We start from the raw sequence: 4874 nt of genomic DNA on the forward strand, positions 1-4874 counted from the left end.
GGGGGAGAGCTGGCGAAGCTGTCACCAGGGGCAAACTAAACAGTTTAGTTTAAATATTTTCCCCAACTATAAGGACTTCAGGGGGCAAGTTGGTGGCTCCTGCTCAAATATTATCGATGAATAAACACTATTCCAGTGGCGATGGCGCAAGCGCCCAGCGTAGCTGATCGCGTTATTTGAATGAAGATAATACAGTAAATAGAGACAAGCATGGTTAAAAGGGCGTTTATACAACAGTTTCAATGGGCAAACGTGAGTTCATATCCAAATGGAAAGTACCGTAAGGGTTAATATGCAGCCAAATTAGAGGTGAAAGAGCGCGTAAATCTTGTTTTTTCATCAACTTCAACCACTGTGGTTGTGACAAAACTTGTTGAATCATTAAAGTATTAATATATACTAAAGAGATTTGGAGCAGGTGTAAAGATAAAATAGCCAACTCCTGATCTTCTAAACGATTAGTAGCAATTTCTCCACCTTTACCGTAAAAAATAAAACTGTTAGCACTATTCCAATTTTCAACAACATTTAGTCCATCGTTAATTTCTCGACGCAGTTCGATTGAATGCAGATATTGACATAAAAAGATAGTCTTAACAGCTTTACCTAACTCACAAATAGCTTGATAGGTAGGATGTAACAAATTGCCCCTAGTAAAACGTTTTAGAATAGCATCAGTTTCAGCCATTCCTAATCTAAGCGCAGTGGCATATTTAATCATTTGGTCATACTGTTGGCGAATTAAATCCCAGTTAATTGTCCGAGTAAGAACAGGTAGTAAATTAGGATAAGTGCTGCCAGGAACATTAATAGGTAAATATAATTTTTGAATATTAATGCGTTTGATACGCGGCATCAACTGAAAACCTAACAGATGGCAGAAAGCAAAGGCGACTTCACTCTGCCCATGACTATCAACAAAATTCTTCTCAACCTTCATTTCAGTACAATGACGTAGTAAGCCTTCAATCATGGCCGCCACTTCACTACTTGAACAGGTTTTTAACTGTGAGTAGATACAAACAGAATTTTTTTCAACGTGCCAGTAAATCATCACACCACGACCACCATAACGAATGTGCCACTGGGTCATAAGATTCTGATCCCAAGCACCAAATTTCTTAGAATCAGAAGCGCAAGCAAATGTACCTTCTCCCCAAATATGATTTAATCTAGCTGCAAAGATAGCGTTGGCGACCTTAGCAATAGCATTGCGTAATTGCTGAGAATGAATATAACAACGTTTAACGTGTAACAACTCGCTGATACTGTTGCCTGCTGATTCATCACTTAAACGCTTGAGTCCTGTATTTGTACCTAAACCATACAAACAAAGTAATAGACGTTTTTGTAATAACGGAGGCGGTAATACTTCTCTAGTTAAGACTGATTTAAAATGTTCAGTAAAATTTACCCGTAAATCAGTTTCTTTGAGGACATCTAACAGACTAGTCTTGGGCCAACGCCTTAAGATTTCAGTTTTTAAGCGTCCTAAATTTATCGGTTCACTTTGAGGTGTAAGCGGTGACAAGGAAATCCGAGATTTACCTTGATTTTTTATTTTGACGTACTTATTTTTTGGTAAACTTGAATCTAGCTGACTAAGGGCTGACTGCATCTGATGCTGTAGATTACTAATAAACTCTTCTACATCGGACGGGAGTTTTAAAGCCTGAAAATACTGGGTGCGCTGGGATTCAAAATCTGTTGGTAAATCCTCTTCAGGATTGCGATAACGATAAGCTCCAACTACCCAAATTTCTTTACATCTTAATTTGTCCCTTAATGCTTGAAGTACGCTTAATTCATAATTGATACGATTTACCTTAATATCACCATCATTGTTCTTTTCTAAGATTAACTCTTGAGTGCCACTACGTACTACCCCATCAATGGGAATTTCTTCTGTTGAGTCATAGTAACGTTGGTGACTGTGAGCATATTTTTTGAGTAATTCTAAGGCTTGAATAACTGGACGATGAGCATCATTATTTGAACGAAATTCAAGTTGCTGTAAAATTAATGGTAAGATTCGGCGGTAATGTCTGCCATAGGAAGAACGCATAACAGTGTAAACACGTGAGCGGTAGACATGACCTGTTGACTTATATTCTTTAACTAAATTTTTGAGAGTTGTTTCACTTACTACGGGAAAAATAACTTCTTTAATAACTCCATCTGGCTGCTGTAAAGAAGCCTCTGCCATTTGAAAAAGTAAGTTGGTTTTACCATGAACTTTTTTAAAGTCTTGGAGCAATTCTTGGTTTACACGTTTTTCGGCTTTTGTGCCGATACGATGTACAATTTGAATAATCAGTTCTACTAAATTATCTATAATTTCTTGGCTTCTTAAAAGAGCGAAAATAGCAACTAATGTATAACGAATTGGTTCAGGGTGTCGGCGTAAGTCCTTGGGATATTCAACAACTACACGCTGCTTATATTGTTGTAAAATTTTAGTTGAGATATGAGGAAATAAATTATCAGGTAAATTTAACTGACGCAGAATTGATAATTTCTCAATTTCTTTATTAAAACTTTCTACACCAATTCTGCCAGAGTCTGATTTTAATTCATTCCAGATTGATGATTCTGATGAATCAGTGTCTAATCCAGATCCTACTGTCTGAGATTCATTTTCACTCTTGGGAGGTTTAAATAAATTATCTATTCGCTCTTTAGTAAGGTGAGACAACTGAGCAACAGTTTTTTGAAAAAATCTATCTTCAAAACTAGAAAGAGCAGAACGAGTAATACGTTCTAGGCGGCTAGAAGTAGGTGGCTCAATTTTTAATTCTCGTAAACGAGATATAGCTACTAACTTTAATTGCTCATATTTTAATTCATAAATTAATGCTTGTTGGGTTAGCCATTCTTGGAGTTCTTGAACATCTTTGCTATTACTTTCTCGAAATCCAAAAAATTCTCTAATTTTCCTGCGGTAATATTTTATCGACCGTCCTTGCCAATTACATTGAGAGTAAATACTAGGAGAAATCCCTAGTTGTTGTGTAATATAATTAACAACTACAGCCGGAATCTCTCGGTCTGATTCAGGAAATCTGGCTTCTAATTCAAAGAATTTGAGTAATAAAGCAAAAATTAAGCTATTTTGAGGGTTTTTATGTGCTATTAGCTCTAATTCGTTCGGTAGTAGCGTCCAGCACTCTACTAATTCGGATGGTTGCCAGTTTCGTTTCATCATCCCTCATTCATTTAATGCAGAGTAGTATCAATACTATGTGTTAAATTACCATATTAAGCAATATTCAATTTTACACAACTATTTTTAGCCAAGCAGTTTATACATTATTAGTTAACTTTTTTAAAGCTTGTTTAGCTACTGCTTCTGCTCTAGCAGACGTTACTTTTTGATAGCGTAAGGTGGTTTGAATATTTTCATGTCCCATCAGCGCCCGTAGTTCCTCAATCCCCATCAATCCTACTCGTTCAGTTGCAAAGGTATGCCGCAGGTCATGTAAGCGGATTCCTTCTAGCTCTTGGCTCTTAGAAATTGCCTCTTTCCAGTCTGCATTTACTGTGCGGTAACTTAAGCGTGTTATTACATGGGTTGTTGGGTGTTGCGCTGTAAATAATGCTGTACTTTGAGGATGTCGATAATACTTTATATACTTATTTAATACTACTTCTGCATCTTCACTATAAAAACACCAACGTTGTTTATTCCCCTTGCCTACTACCTGGAACTTCCGTTGTTCAAAATTGATTTGCTCATGATCTAAAGCTAGTATTTCCCCTACTCTGGCTCCACTTCTATGCAACAGGCGAACAATAGCTTCTAACCTGACATCCGGCTTTACTTGTGCATACATGATATCTAACTGTGAGCTAGTCAAGTAGCGTATGATTTCATCTGTTTTATGTTCACCACGCTCACGCACAGGTTTTCGCAACCCCAACCGAGAAGCTGGGTTTGATTCGATATAGCCCGAATCTAGAGCATAGTTGAATAGAGCGCTGATGATCGCCCTTATCCGATTATGAGTTGTGTATTTTAAATTATCCAAACTTTCAAGATAATCTACCAGCAATTGGCGGTCTATTGATTGTATTGGTAATTTACCATGCTGTTTCAGCAATAGCAGTAGTGTTTGCTCATAAGATTTTCTTGTACTAGCTGCTAATTCACTTCGCTCTAAGAATGCTGTTGCAACTTGTGCCAGAGTAGCTGACAATTTTTGATTCCTCACTTCACATAAAGCAGTATACTAGTTTTAATTTCTAGATTTAATACCAGCAATATATTTATACTTTTACACATACTCTTTACATGGATAATACCCCCCAATCCCAAGAATCCTTGGCTGAATACGTCAAGAGAATACGCACCGCCTTGGGACTATCGCAAACTGAGTTAGCCAATAAAGCCGGTATTCATATTCAGAGTTTAGGCAAAATCGAGCGCGGCTTGACCACCAAACTCAATACCAAAAGTCATCGTGGTTTAGCGATCGCCTTACAGGTTCCATCTGAATACCTTGATGCTGTTTCTCGTGGCATCCCCATCAATTGTGCCGATCGCCTCAAGTTTTGTCCTCACTGTTGGACACCAGGAACCACCCTTGAAGATTTTTGGTTGTCGCCGCGATCGCTGTTTTGTTTCTTGTGTGGTACTGCTTTACGTGATAGTTGTGCTAATTGCCACGAACCTATTACTTCGTTAAAATTTCGTTTTTGTCCTTACTGTGGTACTCCGTACAAGGAATCATTTGATTCTCTGGCTTCAACTAAGACTCAATAACTTTAGTATGTTTTATTACTTCGCTCTTTCCATCTTTACGGTCAAGTTTTATCTCATTTTTAAACTAAACTGTTTAGTTTGCCCCTGGTGACAGCTTCGCCAGCTCTCCCCC

3 protein-coding genes are annotated in these 4874 nt (G+C 37.7%); 1 reads left to right on the forward strand and 2 read right to left on the reverse strand.

Translation table 11 applies throughout. The annotated features are described in order from the left end of the window. Positions 1 to 226: 226 nt before the first annotated feature. A complete protein-coding gene (locus H6G83_RS34480) occupies positions 227 to 3202 on the reverse strand; it encodes a Tn3 family transposase (RefSeq protein WP_190480640.1) in 2976 nt (991 codons plus the stop codon). A gap of 100 nt (positions 3203 to 3302) precedes the next feature. Beyond that, positions 3303 to 4196, reverse strand: coding sequence for a tyrosine-type recombinase/integrase (locus H6G83_RS34485; RefSeq protein ID WP_190480642.1), 894 nt, complete (start codon positions 4194 to 4196; stop codon positions 3303 to 3305). Between the two features lie 95 nt (positions 4197 to 4291). On the opposite strand from H6G83_RS34485, the gene H6G83_RS34490 reads away from it, so the two are divergent. Further along, on the forward strand, positions 4292 to 4762 hold the full coding sequence (locus H6G83_RS34490) for a double zinc ribbon domain-containing protein (RefSeq protein ID WP_190480645.1): 471 nt from the start codon (positions 4292 to 4294) through the stop codon (positions 4760 to 4762). The last annotated feature ends 112 nt before the right edge of the window (positions 4763 to 4874 follow it).

This window comes from Anabaena azotica FACHB-119 (assembly GCF_014697625.1).
Taxonomy (GTDB): Bacteria; Cyanobacteriota; Cyanobacteriia; order Cyanobacteriales; family Nostocaceae; genus Trichormus; species Trichormus azoticus_A.